General features: G+C 35.8%; 25 protein-coding genes. 18 read left to right on the top strand and 7 right to left on the bottom strand.

Annotation, left to right across the window (positions count from 1 at the left end; all coding sequences use genetic code 11):
* Positions 1 to 106: 106 nt before the first annotated feature.
* From BUE84_RS16375 to BUE84_RS16350, 5 genes are all read left to right on the top strand, one after another.
* Positions 107 to 1,342 carry a phage portal protein gene (locus BUE84_RS16375; protein ID WP_158521376.1) on the top strand — a complete coding sequence of 412 codons (1,236 nt, stop codon included), beginning with the start codon at positions 107 to 109 and terminating at the stop codon, positions 1,340 to 1,342.
* Positions 1,343 to 1,619: 277 nt separating this feature from the next.
* Positions 1,620 to 2,657, top strand: a complete 1,038-nt coding sequence (locus BUE84_RS16365) for a hypothetical protein (protein ID WP_079242607.1) — start codon at positions 1,620 to 1,622, stop codon at positions 2,655 to 2,657.
* Positions 2,658 to 2,773: 116 nt separating this feature from the next.
* On the top strand, positions 2,774 to 3,172 hold the full coding sequence (locus tag BUE84_RS16360; protein WP_079242606.1) for a hypothetical protein: 399 nt from the start codon (positions 2,774 to 2,776) through the stop codon (positions 3,170 to 3,172).
* Between the two features lie 2 nt (positions 3,173 to 3,174).
* A complete protein-coding gene (locus BUE84_RS16355) occupies positions 3,175 to 3,495 on the top strand; it encodes a hypothetical protein (protein ID WP_079242605.1) in 321 nt (106 codons plus the stop codon).
* A 74-nt stretch (positions 3,496 to 3,569) separates the two neighbouring features.
* On the top strand, positions 3,570 to 3,764 hold the full coding sequence (locus tag BUE84_RS16350) for a flagellar FlbD family protein (RefSeq protein WP_079242604.1): 195 nt from the start codon (positions 3,570 to 3,572) through the stop codon (positions 3,762 to 3,764).
* A gap of 35 nt (positions 3,765 to 3,799) precedes the next feature.
* Here the strand turns inward: BUE84_RS16350 and BUE84_RS16345 are convergent, their stop codons facing one another.
* From BUE84_RS16345 to BUE84_RS16320, 7 genes are all read right to left on the bottom strand, one after another.
* Positions 3,800 to 3,991, bottom strand: coding sequence for a YopX family protein (locus BUE84_RS16345; RefSeq protein WP_238594275.1), 192 nt, complete (start codon positions 3,989 to 3,991; stop codon positions 3,800 to 3,802).
* Positions 3,992 to 4,167: 176 nt separating this feature from the next.
* The gene (locus tag BUE84_RS16340; protein ID WP_079242603.1) at positions 4,168 to 4,395 is read right to left on the bottom strand and encodes a hypothetical protein; all 228 of its coding nucleotides are present in this window, start codon (positions 4,393 to 4,395) and stop codon (positions 4,168 to 4,170) included.
* A 63-nt stretch (positions 4,396 to 4,458) separates the two neighbouring features.
* Positions 4,459 to 4,848, bottom strand: a complete 390-nt coding sequence (locus BUE84_RS16335) for a hypothetical protein (RefSeq protein ID WP_079242602.1) — start codon at positions 4,846 to 4,848, stop codon at positions 4,459 to 4,461.
* Positions 4,848 to 5,000, bottom strand: a complete 153-nt coding sequence (locus BUE84_RS24455; protein WP_158521375.1) for a hypothetical protein — start codon at positions 4,998 to 5,000, stop codon at positions 4,848 to 4,850. The genes BUE84_RS16335 and BUE84_RS24455 overlap by 1 nt, the downstream gene beginning before the upstream one ends.
* 32 nt (positions 5,001 to 5,032) lie before the next feature.
* On the bottom strand, positions 5,033 to 5,296 hold the full coding sequence (locus BUE84_RS16330; RefSeq protein WP_079242601.1) for a hypothetical protein: 264 nt from the start codon (positions 5,294 to 5,296) through the stop codon (positions 5,033 to 5,035).
* An 84-nt stretch (positions 5,297 to 5,380) separates the two neighbouring features.
* A complete protein-coding gene (locus BUE84_RS16325; RefSeq protein WP_079242600.1) occupies positions 5,381 to 5,668 on the bottom strand; it encodes a hypothetical protein in 288 nt (95 codons plus the stop codon).
* Complete coding sequence (locus BUE84_RS16320) at positions 5,653 to 5,922, bottom strand: hypothetical protein (RefSeq protein ID WP_002984522.1); 270 nt, start codon at positions 5,920 to 5,922, stop codon at positions 5,653 to 5,655. Before BUE84_RS16320 ends, BUE84_RS16325 begins: the two co-directional genes overlap by 16 nt.
* A 59-nt stretch (positions 5,923 to 5,981) precedes the next feature.
* Between BUE84_RS16320 and BUE84_RS16315 the strand changes: the two genes are divergently transcribed.
* The 13 genes from BUE84_RS16315 to BUE84_RS16255 all read left to right on the top strand — a co-directional run bounded on the left by BUE84_RS16315 (position 5,982) and on the right by BUE84_RS16255 (position 17,319).
* On the top strand, positions 5,982 to 6,638 hold the full coding sequence (locus BUE84_RS16315; protein ID WP_145953278.1) for a hypothetical protein: 657 nt from the start codon (positions 5,982 to 5,984) through the stop codon (positions 6,636 to 6,638).
* Between the two features lie 17 nt (positions 6,639 to 6,655).
* Complete coding sequence (locus tag BUE84_RS16310; protein ID WP_079242598.1) at positions 6,656 to 6,997, top strand: hypothetical protein; 342 nt, start codon at positions 6,656 to 6,658, stop codon at positions 6,995 to 6,997.
* Positions 6,998 to 7,007: 10 nt separating this feature from the next.
* Positions 7,008 to 8,222: a major capsid protein gene (locus BUE84_RS16305; RefSeq protein ID WP_079242597.1), complete on the top strand. Its 1,215-nt coding sequence runs from the start codon at positions 7,008 to 7,010 to the stop codon at positions 8,220 to 8,222.
* A 3-nt stretch (positions 8,223 to 8,225) separates the two neighbouring features.
* Positions 8,226 to 8,549, top strand: a complete 324-nt coding sequence (locus BUE84_RS16300) for a DUF6706 family protein (RefSeq protein ID WP_145953277.1) — start codon at positions 8,226 to 8,228, stop codon at positions 8,547 to 8,549.
* Positions 8,550 to 8,873 carry a hypothetical protein gene (locus BUE84_RS16295; RefSeq protein ID WP_079242595.1) on the top strand — a complete coding sequence of 108 codons (324 nt, stop codon included), beginning with the start codon at positions 8,550 to 8,552 and terminating at the stop codon, positions 8,871 to 8,873.
* The gene (locus BUE84_RS16290; RefSeq protein ID WP_079242594.1) at positions 8,864 to 9,313 is read left to right on the top strand and encodes a hypothetical protein; all 450 of its coding nucleotides are present in this window, start codon (positions 8,864 to 8,866) and stop codon (positions 9,311 to 9,313) included. Before BUE84_RS16295 ends, BUE84_RS16290 begins: the two co-directional genes overlap by 10 nt.
* Positions 9,310 to 9,717: a hypothetical protein gene (locus BUE84_RS16285; RefSeq protein WP_079242593.1), complete on the top strand. Its 408-nt coding sequence runs from the start codon at positions 9,310 to 9,312 to the stop codon at positions 9,715 to 9,717. Before BUE84_RS16290 ends, BUE84_RS16285 begins: the two co-directional genes overlap by 4 nt.
* Positions 9,718 to 9,728: 11 nt before the next feature.
* Positions 9,729 to 10,238 carry a hypothetical protein gene (locus BUE84_RS16280; RefSeq protein WP_079242592.1) on the top strand — a complete coding sequence of 170 codons (510 nt, stop codon included), beginning with the start codon at positions 9,729 to 9,731 and terminating at the stop codon, positions 10,236 to 10,238.
* 64 nt (positions 10,239 to 10,302) lie between these two features.
* Positions 10,303 to 10,794, top strand: coding sequence for a hypothetical protein (locus BUE84_RS16275; RefSeq protein ID WP_079242591.1), 492 nt, complete (start codon positions 10,303 to 10,305; stop codon positions 10,792 to 10,794).
* Positions 10,795 to 10,865: 71 nt separating this feature from the next.
* The gene (locus BUE84_RS16270) at positions 10,866 to 11,024 is read left to right on the top strand and encodes a hypothetical protein (RefSeq protein WP_238594274.1); all 159 of its coding nucleotides are present in this window, start codon (positions 10,866 to 10,868) and stop codon (positions 11,022 to 11,024) included.
* A 6-nt stretch (positions 11,025 to 11,030) separates the two neighbouring features.
* On the top strand, positions 11,031 to 15,839 hold the full coding sequence (locus BUE84_RS16265; RefSeq protein ID WP_079242589.1) for a tape measure protein: 4,809 nt from the start codon (positions 11,031 to 11,033) through the stop codon (positions 15,837 to 15,839).
* Positions 15,839 to 16,312 (top strand): hypothetical protein, encoded by a 474-nt coding sequence (locus BUE84_RS16260; RefSeq protein WP_079242588.1) that lies wholly within the window; start codon positions 15,839 to 15,841, stop codon positions 16,310 to 16,312. Before BUE84_RS16265 ends, BUE84_RS16260 begins: the two co-directional genes overlap by 1 nt.
* Positions 16,303 to 17,319, top strand: coding sequence for a hypothetical protein (locus tag BUE84_RS16255; protein WP_145953276.1), 1,017 nt, complete (start codon positions 16,303 to 16,305; stop codon positions 17,317 to 17,319). Before BUE84_RS16260 ends, BUE84_RS16255 begins: the two co-directional genes overlap by 10 nt.
* Positions 17,320 to 17,321: the final 2 nt, after the last annotated feature.

The following is a 17,321-nucleotide window of genomic DNA, read 5'->3' as shown; positions in this document are numbered from 1 at the left end:
ACTATATATGGATTGGAAAGGATTAGATGCAGAGGAGATAGTAAAGAAGCTGGATAAACTAAGACCGAACACGGACTATTTATCGAAGGCTGTTCTGCAATACAACGTGGAAACACACAAGATATTCACTGATAAAACTAAATACCCGGATAAGCTGGTGGAAACAGAAGAAGGCACGGCTTCGCAGCCTATTAACAGAATCGGTTTTGCTATCCAGCAGATGATTGTTGATAAGATCGTTGCTTTTGGTTTCGGTAAGCCTGTTTCTTACATTCCAACTGATGCTGAAGTCTGGCCTTTGGTACAATCAGTTTTAGATCAAAATAAAAGCGTTTCATTAACTCGGAATATTGCTCGTCAGATCTATGGAGCAACCAAAGGTGCTGAGATTTGGTATTTAACACCAGAAGCGGACAGATTGCGAGTAAAGCAGCTCCTACCTACAGAGGGAGATGTGTTCTATCCTGTATTTGAAAATGGAGATATGACAGCATTTGTTCGTGAGATTACAGTAAAGGACGAAAATGACAAGGAAGTCGAATACAGGGAGATTTACACTGCTGAAGAAAAGATTATACTTAAAAAGGAATCGCAATGGATTGAGGAAAGTAGAGAGCGAAACATCATTGGTAAAATTCCGGTTGTTTATGGTTCTCAAAAGAAAACCGAATGGGATATTGTTCAGCCGCTAATCGAGCGTTTGGAAGAACTTGCTTCCGGTCATGCGGAAATTAATGACTATCACGTGGCACCGAAGATTAAGGCCAAAGGAGAAATTAAAGGATTTGCTAAAAAAGGCGAGAAGGGAACCATTCTGGAAATGGATAAGGATGCTGAGCTCGATTATATGACTTGGAACAACAATACCGACTCCTATAAGCTCGAATTTGACAACCTTTGGAATATTATTTTCAAATTGACTCAAACGCCTGACATTTCCTTTGACAAACTTAAATCTATGGGAGCTATATCCGGAGTAGCTGCGCAGTATTACTTCATGGATATTCACTTGAAAGTTGAAATGAAGCGTGAAATATGGGATGATTATTTGGCGAGACGTATCAATATCATCAAGGCATTCCTTGCGAACGTATTAAGTACTAAAGATGCTAAAAAGCTGGAAGAATTAGAGGTTGATATTGTCTACAATCCGTACATGATCAACGACATGAAAGAAAAGATTACTTATCTGATGGATGCTACGGGTGGACAGGCTATCATGTCTGTAGAAATGGCAATGCGAAACCTGGGTATTGATGATCCTGTAGAAGAAATGAAGAGAATTCGTGATGAGAATAATAATGCTGCGGAAACTGAAAACTCTAATACGTTTGGATTATGAAAAAGTCTATAGTTTTTATTTTAATAATTGCAATTTGTTTAGTTAGCTGCACTGCTGAAACTTACAACCTAACGCAATGTGTATCTATCAATGAAAAAGGATTTTGGTACGGACTATGGCATGGTATTATTTCACCTATAACATTTATTATAAGCTTATTTAGTGATTCTGTAGGCATTTACGAATCGAACAATAATGGCGGTTGGTACAATTTCGGTTTTATGCTTGGATGTGTTATTATATTGGGTGGAGGTTCCGAATCAACCAAAAAAAGGTAATGGACTTCGACAAACAACATAGAAAAAGAGTAGAGCAGTACTTAAGACGCGTTGAAAAGCTTTTCAATGACCTTGTTGAAAGTATTGTATTTTCGTCCCTTCCAGCAACTTTAAAGGAAGGGCTTTTTCAGTTCCGGAAATATCCAAAGATCACCAAGCATATTGAAGATGTTTTTAAACAATTCAACTCGGATTTACGTGAATTGATAACGGTGTCAACAGCTTACTCCTGGAATGTTGGAGACTTGAAGAATGATGCTTTAAAACTGGCTACACTCAATAGCATTTCCGGGAAAATTCCGGCTGAAATATTGAATAGACTTAAAGAAGCTCCCATGCCTCGTAACGCAGAAGCATTAAAAACGTTTCAAGAGCGTAAGATAGGCAAATTCACCATCTCAGACCGCGTATGGTCAATTACTCAGAACACAAAAAAAGAACTGGAATTTGCCCTTGATTTAGGGTTGTCTGAAGGAAAAAGCGCTCAGCAATTAGCCAGGGAAATTAAAAAGTACCTGCGAGAACCGGACAGGCTTTATCGAAGAGTGCGAGATAAGCACGGTAATTTGACTTTAAGCAAGAACGCTAAAGCTTATAAACCTGGGCAAGGTGTATATCGTAGTAGTATGGCAAATGCTATTCGTTTAACCAAAGAAGAAAATAATTTGGCTTATCGAGAATCTGATCAGTTACGTATTATGCAGAACAATGATATTGTTGGCTATAGAATCGAACTGAGTAACAGACATAAGATTGTTGATATTTGTGATGATTTGCGAGGCATTTATCCAAAGTACTTTATATGGGGTGGTTGGCATATCGGTTGCATGTGTCAACGTTTCACCATCCGGAAAACAGACAAGGAAATAATTGATGAAATAAACAAAGGGCTTAATTTATCACCGGAAAGATCTGAGAATTATATTTCTGATGTCCCTGAACAGTTTAAAACGTACATGGACGAAAACAAGGCTAAAATGGAAAGTTGGAAAACTCAGCCGTCTTTTATGGTGGATAATAGGAAATACCTAAAATAATAACTAAATTTGCAGTACTGTTGTGGGTAGTTTACTACTTGCTAAAGTAAAAAATGAATTAAGTGATTGCATTAAGTTGTGATCACTTTTTTAATTGATTTACGTACCTTTACTGGATGATCTCGCACCAAGAACAAAAACTATATGATGAATTAACGGAGGGTTGTAATTTTATGCCACTTCCGGACAAGCTTTTACTAATGGTTGAAGACTGCAATCTTACCGGAGATATTCACCCGGAATTCCCGTTTATTTGCTATCATTTTCATTCATATTATTACACTAAACGAAAATATGAAATGCTTTGTGAATTCCATGTAAAACTGTTGAAGCAAGTTCAGCAGCATAAAATGTTGTCGGATAACGTGGTGAACACTCTTATTGTACTTCGAGAACCATTAGCGCATTCAGGACAGCCAGAATACGAAGCTAAAAACATTGCATACTGGAAAGATGTTGTTGAAAACACTCCCGAAATTAGATTTAGATCAGAATTTTTTAAATACATTAAATAACTATGAAAAAAGAAGAATTAAGAGTTGGAAATATTGTAAAACTTAAACAAGATGAAGGTAATATTTCAAGGGGAAATAGAGATATTTACACGATAGAAGAAGTTTTTGAAAGCGAAGAAATGGTTCGTATTGTATCGTGGCATAAAGAATTAAAAGCCTTTCCGAAAAAGGTGTATTTTGAAGAATTGTGTGGTTTAAAAAATGATGAAAATTCATTACGTATTGTCTATGATCCGTTTTATTCATCAGCTGATATTGAAAAATGCAATGAATTTGAATTTATACATGAGGTACAAAATTACATTCAAGATAATGAAAAATAATGTTGTTTAAAGTTTAAAGCCTTCTCTTTAAGAGGGCTTTTTGTTATATTTGTAGAAAACTAAAAATTAATACTATGCTTATTCAAATTGAAACTGAAAACGACACGAAAATTACTTTAAATGTTAATCATATTGTCCAGCTTGAACCTAGACCCAATGGTGGAACAAGGGTAATGTTGACAAGTAGCAATATTGTGTTGGCTAAAGAAGATCAAGATGCGCTTTTTAAAAAGATAAGGTCTACTTATGCTTATTTTAATAAATTATAAAAAAACAGCCCCTTAATGGGGCTTTATCTTTATCGTTACCTTTCACTCCAAAGGTCAGGATTGTCATGTATATTTCCAATCACTTCAAAATCAGTTTTTAGTTTCAAAGATTTTTCAAACAAGGGATAAAATTGTCCTGTTAAATATCCAACTTTACTCCAAGTGTCATTTGGAATGTCTTTGATTATATCACCTTCATAAATTTCATTTCCATTTTTATCTTTCAAACCAGTATATTCACCGACTGTCCCATCCCAAACTAATGAAGTTTCTCTGCCATTAAGTGAAGTGATAAAAGTGTCACCAGAATTATCTTTGTGTAAGTAGCCAAATACCCACTCGTTTTGACTTTTTGTTTACGCTCTAAATTTAATTTCTCTCATATTTATTATTTATTTCAAATTTAACTCTTTTTCTTTTCAAAAGCCGGATAGCGTTCATCGTTGTAATCCGGCTCAGTTTTTCCGCCGGGTATTGGGTTTAAGTATTTAACTTCTACATATACTTTATCAGTCCAAGGGCAGTCAAAATTGTTTAAATACTCTTGAAGATCACCTTCGTTATCAAAAACAGCTTCAATGTCTCTATCCTCATATTCTCCTACTACAATCATGTAGATTTTCTTTTCCATACTTTACATATTAATTGTTAACTCTTTTCCTTTAAGTGCGAAGAAAAGGTTTTGGAGTTAATTTCAGACTCCAATGCTTGTTCTATGATTGTAAATCAATCTGTTGATAATAATAAGCTCATTTTCTTTTTCGGATTGAATGGACTCAAGCCGTTCAATTTCTTCCTCTATAAATGCTCTAGTCTTGTAAGAACCCGCGCTTTGCGGAATACCTGCATGAACATAAACTAAGTCAAGGTTGGTAATTATTTGTTTTGCTTGCTCCTCAGAAATTTGAGATTTTAAAATTCTAACACCTACTTTTTTACCAAATATTTGAAGGGCGTAAGAAATGACACCATCATTGTTCCAAGTTGAAATAATAAATTTATCATTCCAGTCTTTACAAATCTTATCAACATCAACCATATTGTTGCCGGTTAGATTAAATTCTTTAATATATTTTGCTTCCATTATTTCAAAATTACTTCTATTTTTGGATTGTAGGTTGATACTGCATTACCACCTATAAATCCGAACGTTTCTTTTTCAATCTCAATATTCAGATCTAACCCCGGATTCGATTTTAGAAATTCGTCAATATTTCTTTTAAGGGCTGTTTTCAAGTCCTCAATTTCTTTTTTTATTTCAATTCAAATTAGAGTAATACTATATTATCATCGTCTTTAAATTCAGAAACATGAATGAAACAATGTTCACCAACTACATTTTCAGATAGTTTATCAAAAGATGCTTTAATACAATTCTCTGCATATTCTTTAATAGCATTTTGTAAATCATCTACTTTTAAACGAGAAAAGAATATATCTTCTTGTTCCAATCCAATCTCTTCTCCATCACTGAATCCAGCTCCGTAAGCTATTTTCAGTTTAAGATCAAGTATTTTTAATATTTCTTCCATAATCAATTCAAATTTATAACATAATACTGGATAGTTAATTTGTCCAGTAGTTTAGTATTCTGGACTATAAAATAGTTTCCACATTTAATCGGCTGCATTGTTGTCTAATTCAATTGCTGTATTTATTTCTCTGAGTTTCTTTAAGATAAAACTACTATTAGATTCATATAGATTTTCATAGGCTATTTTAACTAAATAATTGTAATAGAGATCAGCTTTTTCCTTGCTTGCAAGTTTTTCCAGTTTTCTTCTCTCTATCTTAATTTTATCATTAATAGCCAACACATCCATAAATCCCGCAGACAGCGAGTTGATATAATTAATTACAGACAATTTTGCAATACAATTTGCAATTCTCACCTTCTCATCCATTCTAGAACCTTTTGAGTGTCAAACAATAATTTCTTTTTCCTCCTTCTTCCTTCATAGCCTCCTATGATCAGTTCATCAGGATAATATTGACAACGTAGAAGCGCATAGACTTCTTTTTGTCCCTTTCCTGTTACCTCGCAAAACTCCGATAAATCCATTGTGATTTTTTGAACCATGGATAGTCTGTTAAAAGCTACCAAAAGTTCGTTAAGTGTCATATCCGACGTTCTCATACTTCCTAAATCTCCCCTCATAAAAATAATACCGTGGTTATAATAGTAAAATTACGAAAATGAAAGTGTAAAAGCAACAAATGCTATTGAAAATAAACGTTTTACAGACGAAATTTACGGTAATTAATAATAAACCTTTTAATATGACAAGAGAAACTATAATTGAAAAGCTGAGAAACAAGTATGCAAACTTGGGTCTTGGAGACGAAATTTTAGGGTCGCAAGCAGATTTAATTTTAACCGTAAGCCCAACTGATGAAACTATTGATGGAGTAGTCGACGGTGTAGGGGGATTATTAAAATCATTTCAATCAAGCTTGGATAAGGCGAGGCAAAAGCCAGATCCTGAAAAGCCAAAGCCAACTGCACAGCCTAACCAAAATCCAGAACCTAAACCAGGTAATCAGGATCAAACATTAGCTGAGCAAGTTAAGGCCCTTACTCAATCAGTGCAGGCTTTAGTAACCAAAACAGCTACCGACGACAAAAAAGGAAATCTTGTAAAAGCACTTGCTGCGAAAAACATTCCAGAGAAGTATTACAACAAATTTTTGACAACCGTAGACTATGGAGAAGGGTATTCTGAAGAAGATACCGTGAAGTCCATGGAAGCTGAATTTGAGGATTTCAAACAGGCTTTTGCAACTGAAGGAGCACAGGGCGGAAAACCACCTATTGGAACCGGAGGAAACGAGCAGGTAGGCCAAGCTTTGAAAGATATTGAAAGGTTAGCTTAAAAACAAACAGACAAAAAATGAGCAAATTAGGATTTAAGAGAACGGAAGTAGCAGGGGATAAGACAATCTATGCTCACGTTTTGGAAACCGCGTTAGGTGGTTTTGCTTTAGATGTTACCGGGCTTACAAAAGGAGATAAAATTGTCGCAGGGACGGCTTTTTCGTATGATGAAGCTACAAGACTTGCGAAGCCGGACTCCGTAAACCCTAAAGGGTTATTGTACGAAGATGTTGTTATTGACGATAATACTTCTGTTGATATTGTTTTAAGAGGAACTGTTTATGCTAGAAGAATTCCGGCTCTTACAGATGCTTTGAAAGCAAAAATGCCTCAAATCATTTTTTCACAATCTAAATAATTAACGAAGTATGAGTAATATAGCATCTATTTTCGGTGAATATGCTACAGGCAAGGCTTTACAGCTTATCATCGATAAAAGAATGGATAAGTTCAAAACAAGAGAATTTTCCAAATATTTAAGCTGGGATACTCCCCAGGTTGATTTGTCATTCAAAGACGTTATCGGTAAAACAAAACTTGATACAATCGCATCTGTCGTTGGAGAAGACTCTGTATCTCCGGTTAGAAGCAGAAGTGGGCTATCGAAGTTTGAAGGTTCTATTCCTACTATTTCCCACAAGTATATTATGAAGAATTCTGATTACAGAGCATATGTATCTCTTCAGAATATGAGTAATATCAATGATGATACTAAGAAAAAACAAATCATTGATTTAATTTTCAATGACATTCAATTTGCTGCTAACGGTTGTACAGGTAGATTAGATGTAATGTTCTTACAAGCGTTATCTACGGGTATTATCGATCTTTCAGCAACCGGAAATCCAGACGGAGTTGCTTATGGTGAAATACCTGTAGGATTGCCAACGGAAAACGTAATTAACACATCTGAAGACTGGACTGATCCAACAGCAACACCTCTAGAGGATTTTGAAGCCGTTATAGACGCTGCTCAATCAAAAGGTAATGATGTATTTGAAAAAATGATTATGACGCGTGCGACTTTTAATAAACTTAAAAACAGTGCGCAAATCCAGAATGTTTTCAAAAATACAGTTGGCAGAGTTCCGGTTCTTGTCACTCAGGATAATTTAAATGAGTACTTGAAATCTAATGGACTTCCAGTAATTGAATTGCAAACTTCACTATTTAACATTGAAGAGGATGGAGTAACAAGTTCATTTAGAGCTTTTGCAGATGATGTTATTGTTTTCGTTCCTCAGGGCGAGCTCGGAAAAGTTAAAAACGCTTTAGTAACAGAGGGTGATCTTACTCAGGTTAGCGGACACACTTATGCAAACGTTGACAAAGTTAAAATTGCAAAATGGTCTACAACAGAACCCCTTAACGAGTTTACAAGAGGTCAGTTATTAGCTATTCCTTCAATTACTGCAATTGATGCTGTTTATCACTTAAAATTAACAGGTGGATCAGCCGGTAGAATGAGTTTGAATTCTTTTGATCTACAATCAAATGATATTGAAGATGAAGGAGAATCACAAGAAGAAGCGGGGACTGAAGAAGTAACGGTAGAAACTGCCGCGAAAACAGCTAAAAAGTAATAAATGAAAGTTAGGGATTATTTGTCAGCAAATCTTGAGTTATGGTCGGTTGAAGTGTCCGATTCGCTTATTGATGCAGAATTGATAAATGTAGGATTGAATGGCGACTCTGAATACGAACCCGAATTAGAAGTAAAAACTAATACGCTGTTTTACAATTTAATCCCTAAGCTTTTATTATCTCCAAAAAGAGTTTCAGAAGGACAGTTTACAATCGAATATGATAAAGACGCAATGCTTGCGTTTTATCGTATGATTGCTGACCAGTTAGGGCTTCCAAACAACATGGAAAGAAACAAAATTCGTAATCGTTCAAATCTTTGGTAAATGGCAATTCAATATCCATATAAGCTAGAAGTATTTGTAAAATCAGATGCTGTTAAAGATGAAAACGGCAACTGGATTCCTGGAACAGAGGAATGGCAGGACTTCGGTAAATGTCGTGATGAAGATAGCCTTTCAAGTACCAAGACTATTTCAAATGATCAGATTAAGTACGAGTATACCTGGCTAATTCAATGCCCTAAAAAGCTTAAGCCTATTGATGTCGGTTCAAGTATAAGGGTTATAGGATTAAAAGGCGAAACAAGGCTTGAAGGAGAAGTTTTAAGAGTCAAATACGATCAATTTCACAGTAGAATATGGGTGTAAGAGCAAATTTCAACATGCCGGGTTTAAACCAGTATATCAATGATGCTTTGGATGCAAAAATTCAGAACATCATTAGAATTATGCGGGTGGTTGGTGAAGATGCGGTAAACGAAGCTAGGTCTTATGCTAAACAGAATGACTGGCAAGACGTAACCGGAAACCTAAGATCATCTATTGGATATGTTATCACTCTGAATGGTAGGATAGTTGGGCAAGACTTTGAAAAAGTACAGGGCCCGCAACCGGCAACGAAAGACGGAAAGAAGATAGGTTATGATTTAGCGATTGATATTGCTAAAGCTCTTCCGGAAATAGCATTGGTTATTGTTGCTGGAATGAACTACGCGTCAACAGTTGAAAGTAGAGGGCGTAATGTCCTTACCAGTGCAGAACTCAAAGCAAAATTAAAACTCAATCAATTTCTAAATAGTATACGGTGAGAAATTCAGTAATAGAAGCCAAACAGTGGATTTATAATGAATTGAAAAACGGGGAAGTTGGTTCTATTATTACAGGAGATCTGTATAAAGATTTTAGACCGGCCGGCAGCACCAAGGAAGATATTGTTGTAAATGCTATTACTCTTAATAGTACTTTCTTTCAAACCGGTGCATTCAATGTGAATTGCTATGTACCTTATTTGAAAGTAAAGATTAATGCTATAGATCAAAACGTTCCAAACGAAATACGATTAAAAGCTGTTTCCGACAAAGTAAAACCAATTCTGGAAAGAAAATTCACTGAAAAATACAATGTTGATATAGAATTTGAGCAAACAATTATGGATGACAAAGATTGCTATATCAATTTCAGACTAAAATTAAACGCATTTAATAATAATTAAAATTCAATAAAATGGCAGGACAGATTAACAATGGTGTAGCGAAAATTGAATTAGCACCAGTTGCATCAGACGGGGGAATGGGCACCGTCTTTAAAAAATTAGGAGAAACCATGCTTGGGACTTTAAAAATCAATATGGAAGATGGTACGACTACCGATTTCAATGTTGAAGAATATGATGATCCAATTTTTACAAGGACTACTAAAGGAGCAATGTCATTTGACTTTGATGTTGCGAATCCGGATGCCGACACCTTGGTTGAGGTTGGGGCCGGAACAAAAGATGCTGACGGAAACTACATTCCACCGATCGGAAATGTTACCGTAGAAAGATCTTTAAAAATTACGCCAGAAATAGGATTTGGGTTTGATGTTGTAAGAACACTTATTACTTACAAATTCACTACTGATATGGGTAAAGACAACTTGCTGGGTGTTTCCGTAAATGCAAAGGTTCTCAGACCGACGAAAGAAAATACACCTTCGTTTGAATTGGTGAAATACCCGATTCCGACACCTTAATATTTTTCTTTTCAGCGCACTTGCCTAGGTGGGTGCGCTTTTTTTAACTACAAAATTTACAATTATGGAAGAAGAGAGAATATTAAGCGAAGAAGAAAAGATAATTGCAGAAGAAAAGGAGCTTAAAGTTGCAAACCAGATTGGATTTACCGTAAAGACATCATTTTGGGGTAAAGAGATAGCTTGGAAGGTAAAAAAAATTCCTTTGAAAGTAATGTTTGCTCAAAGTTACCGGTTTTTTAAGCTTAAAGTGAGCCAGGAGAAACAGGAAAATGATTTCCAAGAAATACTGAATTCACAGTTTAATTCAGTTGCTGATAACGCAAAAATATGCGCTGAAATCATTGCAATTACAATTCTTGGAACGAAATGGAACAACTGGCTTTTCCGAAAGCTTTTAACTGAACATATTTTCAATAACATCAATTCAAGGGAACTGCTTGAATTTACGCAGAATGTTCTTGCGTTGAACGATTACCAGTCTTTTACGATCTCTACCACATTACTAAGCGCAGTAAGAGTGACGAATCCGATGAAGGTAGAGAAAACGGCCTAAAAACTATTTATGGCCTATGTGGTCAACTATGTCACCACTTTGGATGGACACTCGATTATTTACTTGAAGAGGTGGACTATGCATTTTTACAGAGAATGCTTATTGATGCGCCTTCTTATGATTACGACAAAGATGAAGATGTGAAAAAAGACACCAAAAAGGGGAAATCATTCAATTACTCTGAATTATCTCAGGAAAGTTTTTTATCACAATTGGAGCAATATAAATAATGAAGAATGAATAATGTAGGAGGAGCTTTAAATTTCAATGCAACATTGAATTTGAACGAATGGAGGAGGAATTTTGATCAGATAAGAAGAGATTTATTAGGTCTCAATAATTTCACAGCACAGCAAACAACACAGATGGATTCTTCATTTAGGAATCTTGCTGTTGGTGTTTCAAGCTATTTTTCTTTCCATGCGATCAAAGATTTTACACTTGAAGTAATTAAAGTTCGTGGGGAATTCCAGATGATGGAAAACGCTATTGAAACAATTACCGGATCTAAATCTAAAATGGATCAACTAATGGCCGAATGGAAAGACTTGACATTAAGATCTCCATTTAGGCTTTCAGAGATTGGTCAGGCTGGTAAGCAATTACTAGCATATGGTATTGACGTAAATAAAGTGACCCACGATATTGAAATGCTCGGTAACGTTGCTGCGGGTGTTTCCGCGCCAATTGGAGATATAGCGTATGTATATGGAACTTTAAAAACGCAAGGAAGAGCATATACCAGAGATATTCTACAGTTCACTATGCGAGGTATTCCAATTATGGGAGAACTGGCAAAAGTAATGGGCGTAAACGTTTCTGAGATGAAGGCGTTAATTGAAGCCGGGAAAGTTGGATTCCCTGAAGTTGAAAAGGCGATGAATGCTTTAACATCCGAAGGAGGTAAATTCAACAATCTGATTGGTAAGCAGGCAACTACTCTAACCGGTGCCGTTAATAGGCTGAAGCACGAATTCGAATTGATGCTCAATGAAATAGGGTCTAATAATGAGGCGGCCTTATCTGGAAGCATTAGTTATCTATCACATTTAGTCGAAAATTATCAGCAGGTAAGTAAATCAATACTTGAACTTGTTGCAACATATGGGTTGTATAAAGCTGCTGTTATTACTACTGATGCATTGGGTAGAATGTATAATATGACAATTCAGTCAGAAATTGCACTTCTTGGGATCTCGGAAAAAATGAAACTTGGTAGAGCACTTGTAACTCAAAGGCAAGCAGAAGCTACAGCAAGAGAAGCCGCAGCTGAACTTGCTAATACAAGAGCAAAGTACTCAGCACTACAAGCTGAAGTATCATCATTAGCGATTAAAAAACAATCAGCTGTACAATCAGGTATTACTGCTGCGGCAAAAGCTCAGGAAGCAAGAGTACAATTGTCATTAGCGAGAATGGAATTAACAGCTGTGCAGGCGAATGGAACAGCGAGGGAAATTGAAATTGCGCAAAAGAGAGTTGTAACGGCTCAAAATACTGTAATTGCGACACAGGAAAGCGCGTCTATAGCTAGAAAAAGAGCCTTAGCAGTAGCCACGGAGTTCAATGCAGCAAAACAACAATTAGAGAATACAGCACAAGCTGTTGGAATTGCAGAAAAAACCGCAGCAACCGCAGCCGAAACTGCTCAAATCGCTGCGAAAAATGCAAATACAATAGCTACAACAAGACTTACCGTTGTTCAGAGAATTCAAACATTAGCAACCCTGGCGGGAGCAAGGGCGCAAGCATTTTTAAATGCCACTTTAATGTCAAACCCATATGCAACAGTTATTGTATTGTTGGGTGTTTTGACTTACAGCATATATAAAGCAGCTTCTGCAACATCGGAATTACAAAAAATCCAAGAGGAATTCGATGATAATTTAAAACGGACAAATCAATCTGTTAATGAACAGAAAACGAAAGTAGAAACTCTTATTAAGGCTATAAAAGACCAAAAAACATCTTATGACGATGCAAAAAAAATGGTTGATCAGCTTAATAAAGTAACTGAAAATAGAATTAAAGGTCTCTCCGTTGAAGCAATAAGAACTGGTCAAGCAGATAAAGCAGTTCAGGCATATACTAAGACACTTTATAAGAATGCTGAAGCAATGCTTAAGGTTCAAGAGATTGCCCGATGGGAAGAAGAATTAAAGAGTCTTGAAAAAGATGTCAAATCATTTTCATGGGGTGAAGCATTTGGACAAGCCTTTAATCCATTTAACGATGATTATTGGTCTACAAACCCGGAGAATCAGAAAAAGGAAAAGATTGCTGCTTTAAAAAAGACGATTTCAGATGCTAAGAAAGATGTTGAAAAAGCGATTAAAGAAGGGTTTGATATAAATGGAGGTAGTTCTGCACAAGAAGAAAAGCCTTTTTCCCCTGCAAAATTTACTGAAGAATGGTATGATCAGGAAATAGAAAGATTAGAAGCTTTAAAGAAAAAAGCAGTTGTTGGTTCAAAGAAATGGATTGAACTCAAGGCATTAATTGAAAAATATAATAATTTAAAAAGCCCTAAAAAACAAAAAGAAGACAAGCAACAAGTTGAAATATTTCCATTAGGATCACCGAAGCAAATTCAACAACAAATACAGTTGTTAGATGATGCTATTGCAGTTATGCAAAATGGGATGGTAAAGATTAGAAAACTTGATAAATATGGAGCCGATAAAGATAAAAAAGGTAATCCATTTTTGACAGGTGAAATTATTTCCCTGGAAGATGCAAACAAAAGAAGGGCTGCGCTTCAAGAAAAATATGATGAAATTTCCTACAAAACATCACAAGAAAAATTTGATCTAGCGAAAAAGCAGTGGGAAAACTACTACAAATCAATTGAATATTTTGGAAAAGACGAAGCTGATAAAATGTATCAAGGTCTTTTCAAAGGTTCAAATAGCTTCCTTCAATACATCGATACCGAGATTGAAGCACTTGAAAAGAGAAAGCTTGCAGGTGAGAAATTAGGAAAATCCGATAATGAATACTTGCTTAATCTCATAGGTTCAAGAAATAGTCTCATTGGTATTGAAGAACCGATAGAGGTCTTCAAGAGAGAGTTTGAAAACACTTTAAAACTAATGCCGTCGTACGTTGATCAGATCGATGCTATCGATAAAGCAATAGATAACGCGTTCCAGAAAGAAGGAGGGAATAGTCAAAATTTCCTTGATCAAAAAAAATACCTGGAAGAACTCAGAAGAAATGCTGTACAATCTCAAAAGGAACAGTATGCTCAGTTTATTAATGAGCATCAAACCTTTGAACAGCGCAAGGCAGAAATTACGAAGAAGTACGATGACATCCGTCTTAAGATACAGAAATCAAACGATTCGGACTTAGAAAAGACTAGACAAACAGAAGAAGCTAATAAAGCGCAGGCCAAGGATATTTCTTCAATGTCAGTTGAGCTTTTCCAGAAAACAGATTTATGGGTCAAGGCTTTTGGTGATTTGGAGAGAGTAGGTCCTAAAACCTTACGTAAAATGCGTGATGAGTTTAAGAAGTTTTTAGATTCAGATGCCGCTAAAGCATTAAGACCTGATGATCTTAAAACTGTTCAAGATGCATATAATAAATTGGATGAAAATGTTAGGTCACGAAATCCGTTTGCTGCAATAGGTGACGCAATAAGAAAATATGCCGATGAAAAGAAAAAGTTAGCGGATGCAGAAAAAAAGTATGGAAAAAATAGTGAACAATATAACAACCAGTTAGATAATACAAAGTTTGCATTAGGTCAAATTTTTACAGTTTCACAAGCGGCTGCAGATGCGACTATTTCGTTTGCTGGAGAACTTGGTGCCGCTTTAGGATTGCTTTCTCAAGAATCTCAGCAAGCACTTAAAGATGCTCAACAGCTATTTGATGGGATTATTAATGCTGTAACAGGATATATATCCGGAGACTATGCTAAAATGGCTGGAGGAATTCTACAGATGGTAACTTCAATTGCTAAATACATGAATGGTGATGTTGATAGAGCGAGCACGATAAGGCAGTGGGGAATAGAAGTAGAAAAACTACAATCTCTTTACCAACAACTTAATAAGGCCATTGAAAAGACAGCAGGAGAAGCTCAATTAAAAATGCAGCGTGATCTCATTGCAAATCTTAAACAACAGCAAGATCTTTTGATTAAGATGCGTAGAATGGAAAACGAAAAGAAAAGCTCGGATACCGATAAAATTGCATCCTACTCTCAACAAATTGAAGATATAAACAGTAAAATTTCAGATCTGGTTGATGAATTTAAAAACAAGGTTACGACCATTGAATTCAAAGATCTAGCACAGAAAATGGCGGATGCATTAGTAGAAGCCTTTGGAAAAGGAGAAGATGCGGCAAATTCCTTTGATAAGGTTGTTGATGATGTAATGAAAAATGCTGTACAGAACGCTTTAAAAATGAAGTTCCTTGACGAGGCTGCTCAGAACATGGTTGATGAACTATACAGCGCAATGGGCTTTGGTAATGGAGATACAGCAGATCTGCAAAAAGAACTCAAAAAGGCTCAAGATAGACTTAAATATCTCAATGATCTTATTAATAACGGAAGTCCATTGAGTGCTGACGCTATTAAAGCCAGATTTGAAAAAGAAGAGCTAGAAAAAGTCATTGCTGCCCTACAACAACAGATCGCAAGTTCTAATGTAGCTGGAAGCTTTGACGGACTCACCAAAGAGGAGAGAGATAAAATAAAAGCAATGGGCGAGGATGCCATGAAAAAATACATGGAAGCCCTTAAACAATACCAAGATTTATTCGGTCAATCTGCGGATAATGCCCAAGGACTTAAAGGAGACATAAAAGGAATTACCGAGAAGACGGCCGGCGCTTTGGAAGGACAAATCAATGCAATGCGAATAAATGTCGCTGAAGTATTAAAGATCCATAGAGAAAATCAGAATGTATTTAAGAATCAGTTAATGCAATTAACTCAAATCGAAAGCAATACAAGGAATCTTGTCCAAATGAGAAAAGATCTATCAGAACTTAATTCAAAAGTTAAAAACAGCTTAGCCGGAATCTAATGAATACAGAATATATTTTAAAAGAAATCAAAGCTTTCAGCCCTTGTAAAGAGGGCTTTGAGAAAGCTTATAAAGATACTTCAATAAAGAACCTTTGCGAACTATTTTTTGCAAATTCTGATTGGGCGTTACAGCAAAATTTCCCATCAAAAGAAGTACTTGAAAAATACCGTGGTTATTATGAAAAATACGGGCTTTACTATAGTCAAAGCACTATAAACAAGGCTGTTAATTTGGCTATCTTTGATAGTGAATCTGAAATAGAATTCGCGGGATTTGATGTTTCGGAGATTTTCATTCGTGGAAACTCTAAAATTATAATAAAAGCTACCGGATATTCTAAAGTATTTGTGACGGTTTTAGATGATTCAGAGCTGAATATTGAAAGAAGTGGAAATGCTGAGGTATTTGTTTACCAATATGGAGGAGTGGTTAATGGAGATTGTGTGGTAAAACAAAAAATATGGGATTAAAGTGGTCAATAAATGGAAGGGATTTTGCGGACTTTGGAATTAATGTTTCAGATTCTAAAGGTGTTCTTGATGGATTAAAACCACGTGAGAGAAATTCCTATACCTGGGCTGAATATCACGGGAAACAATTCGACTTATCTAAACCTTTCTATGAAGCGCGTGAAATGGAACTTCAGTGTTGGTTAAGAGCTTCTGACTCTAATCGGATTACAGAAAACTTCAATTCATTTTTAAGTTTATTTGACACTAAATCTACAAAACGTTTTACTATTGAACCTTTTGGGAATAAAGAGTATGCTTATGAAGTATTACTTAATGGACCTGCAGAGCTTACAAAGGAATTCAGGGACGGAATAATGTATGGTTCTTTTACGCTAAAAATGATTGAGCCTAATCCTATCAAAAAGATTCTAAAAACCGATCTGGACACATTCAAACTATCCTACGAAATAGATTCAGAAACAGAGATTTTCTTCGGAGACGGCACCAAGCAGACAGGACGGGGAAACGTCAGTCTTACAAAAGACTATTCAACGCCATCATATGAGAATTCTGGATTGTCACTTATTAGTGTGAGTGGTGTAAACAATCAGTTTTTTGAAGTAAGCTCTGTTCCAACAAAATCTACTTCATACCAGTTCTCAGTTGATGTAACATTGCAGGCTGGTATAGATTTGAAGTTATATGTAATCGGCAGAAAGCTAGATAATTCATATGAAACCATTGCAGTGAGTTTAGTTTTTCAAGGCACAATAGGCCATAACACACTGCATCTAATTACTGAGGTAAACATGCCGGACTACGGAAAATTCATATTGAAAGTTTTGGATTCAGATGGTAACGAAGTGCCGGGGCTTGTTTATAGCAATACAAGGGTTGAAACCGCTGAGGTTATTGGAGAATGGCGAAACATGTTGGGAAAAGAGAAGATAATAATAATCGCAGGAAATATTGAAGATATGAAAAACCTTCAAACGCCTGCAGAGATAATTTGGGAAAAAATATAGAA

This window comes from Chryseobacterium indologenes, from assembly GCF_002025665.1.
Taxonomy (GTDB): domain Bacteria; phylum Bacteroidota; class Bacteroidia; order Flavobacteriales; family Weeksellaceae; genus Chryseobacterium; species Chryseobacterium metallicongregator.
This window is presented reverse-complemented; position numbering and strand designations above follow the sequence as displayed.

Excerpts from the sequence above, each read along its gene's own strand:
- BUE84_RS16365 (WP_079242607.1), top strand. The coding sequence starts at position 1,620 with ATGGACTTCGACAAACAACATAGAAAAAGAGTAGAGCAGTACTTAAGA.
- BUE84_RS16360 (WP_079242606.1), top strand. The coding sequence starts at position 2,774 with ATGATCTCGCACCAAGAACAAAAACTATATGATGAATTAACGGAGGGT.
- BUE84_RS16355 (WP_079242605.1), top strand. The coding sequence starts at position 3,175 with ATGAAAAAAGAAGAATTAAGAGTTGGAAATATTGTAAAACTTAAACAA.
- BUE84_RS16350 (WP_079242604.1), top strand. The coding sequence starts at position 3,570 with ATGCTTATTCAAATTGAAACTGAAAACGACACGAAAATTACTTTAAAT.
- BUE84_RS16340 (WP_079242603.1), bottom strand. The coding sequence starts at position 4,395 with ATGGAAAAGAAAATCTACATGATTGTAGTAGGAGAATATGAGGATAGA.
- BUE84_RS16335 (WP_079242602.1), bottom strand. The coding sequence starts at position 4,848 with ATGGAAGCAAAATATATTAAAGAATTTAATCTAACCGGCAACAATATG.
- BUE84_RS16330 (WP_079242601.1), bottom strand. The coding sequence starts at position 5,296 with ATGGAAGAAATATTAAAAATACTTGATCTTAAACTGAAAATAGCTTAC.
- BUE84_RS16325 (WP_079242600.1), bottom strand. The coding sequence starts at position 5,668 with ATGGATGAGAAGGTGAGAATTGCAAATTGTATTGCAAAATTGTCTGTA.
- BUE84_RS16320 (WP_002984522.1), bottom strand. The coding sequence starts at position 5,922 with ATGAGGGGAGATTTAGGAAGTATGAGAACGTCGGATATGACACTTAAC.
- BUE84_RS16315 (WP_145953278.1), top strand. The coding sequence starts at position 5,982 with ATGCTATTGAAAATAAACGTTTTACAGACGAAATTTACGGTAATTAAT.
- BUE84_RS16310 (WP_079242598.1), top strand. The coding sequence starts at position 6,656 with ATGAGCAAATTAGGATTTAAGAGAACGGAAGTAGCAGGGGATAAGACA.
- BUE84_RS16305 (WP_079242597.1), top strand. The coding sequence starts at position 7,008 with ATGAGTAATATAGCATCTATTTTCGGTGAATATGCTACAGGCAAGGCT.
- BUE84_RS16300 (WP_145953277.1), top strand. The coding sequence starts at position 8,226 with ATGAAAGTTAGGGATTATTTGTCAGCAAATCTTGAGTTATGGTCGGTT.
- BUE84_RS16295 (WP_079242595.1), top strand. The coding sequence starts at position 8,550 with ATGGCAATTCAATATCCATATAAGCTAGAAGTATTTGTAAAATCAGAT.
- BUE84_RS16290 (WP_079242594.1), top strand. The coding sequence starts at position 8,864 with ATGGGTGTAAGAGCAAATTTCAACATGCCGGGTTTAAACCAGTATATC.
- BUE84_RS16280 (WP_079242592.1), top strand. The coding sequence starts at position 9,729 with ATGGCAGGACAGATTAACAATGGTGTAGCGAAAATTGAATTAGCACCA.
- BUE84_RS16275 (WP_079242591.1), top strand. The coding sequence starts at position 10,303 with ATGGAAGAAGAGAGAATATTAAGCGAAGAAGAAAAGATAATTGCAGAA.
- BUE84_RS16265 (WP_079242589.1), top strand. The coding sequence starts at position 11,031 with ATGAATAATGTAGGAGGAGCTTTAAATTTCAATGCAACATTGAATTTG.
- BUE84_RS16260 (WP_079242588.1), top strand. The coding sequence starts at position 15,839 with ATGAATACAGAATATATTTTAAAAGAAATCAAAGCTTTCAGCCCTTGT.
- BUE84_RS16255 (WP_145953276.1), top strand. The coding sequence starts at position 16,303 with ATGGGATTAAAGTGGTCAATAAATGGAAGGGATTTTGCGGACTTTGGA.